The following is a 698-nucleotide window of genomic DNA, read 5'->3' as shown; positions in this document are numbered from 1 at the left end:
GGTGAAGTACGCGTTCGTCCGGACAGCCAAGTAAATAAAGATATGGCGACGGGTGAAGTTGAGCTTTACGCAACTGGCCTTGAGATCATCAACCGTTCAGAAGCGCTTCCACTAGACTTCAACCAAACGAACTCTGAAGAGCAGCGTCTTAAGTACCGTTACATCGATCTTCGTCGCCCAGAAATGAGCGACCGTATCAAGCTTCGTGCACGTGCTTCTAGCTTCGTTCGTCGTTTCTTAGACGAGAACCTATTCCTAGACATCGAAACGCCAGTACTAACGAAAGCGACACCTGAAGGCGCTCGTGACTACCTGGTACCAAGCCGTGTTCACAAAGGTAGCTTCTACGCACTTCCTCAATCTCCTCAGCTGTTCAAGCAACTGCTGATGATGTCTGGTTTTGACCGTTACTACCAAATCGTTAAATGTTTCCGTGATGAAGATTTACGTGCTGACCGTCAGCCTGAATTTACTCAAATCGATATCGAAACATCTTTCATGACTTCTCAAGAAGTGCGTAACGTGACTGAGAAGCTTGTTCACGATATGTGGAAAGAACTTCTAGATGTTGAACTAGGTCAATTCCCAGTAATGCCTTTCTCTGAAGCGATTCGTCGTTTCGGTTCTGATAAGCCAGATCTACGTAACCCACTAGAGCTAGTGGACGTTGCTGATTTGGTTAAAGACGTTGAGTTCAA

The 698-nt window shown here is 46.1% G+C and carries 1 protein-coding gene; it reads left to right on the top strand.

Annotated features, from left to right (window positions below; translation table 11 throughout):
- Nucleotides 1–698 (top strand): aspartate--tRNA ligase (gene aspS / locus AB4653_RS28425; protein ID WP_372105981.1); only part of this gene is annotated, 698 nt, incomplete at both ends.

It is taken from the genome of Vibrio sp. 10N.222.48.A3, from assembly GCF_041475345.1.
GTDB classification, from domain to species: Bacteria; Pseudomonadota; Gammaproteobacteria; order Enterobacterales; family Vibrionaceae; genus Vibrio; species Vibrio tasmaniensis_A.
Note: the sequence above shows the minus strand (reverse complement) of the source record. Positions and strands in the feature narration are given on the sequence as shown.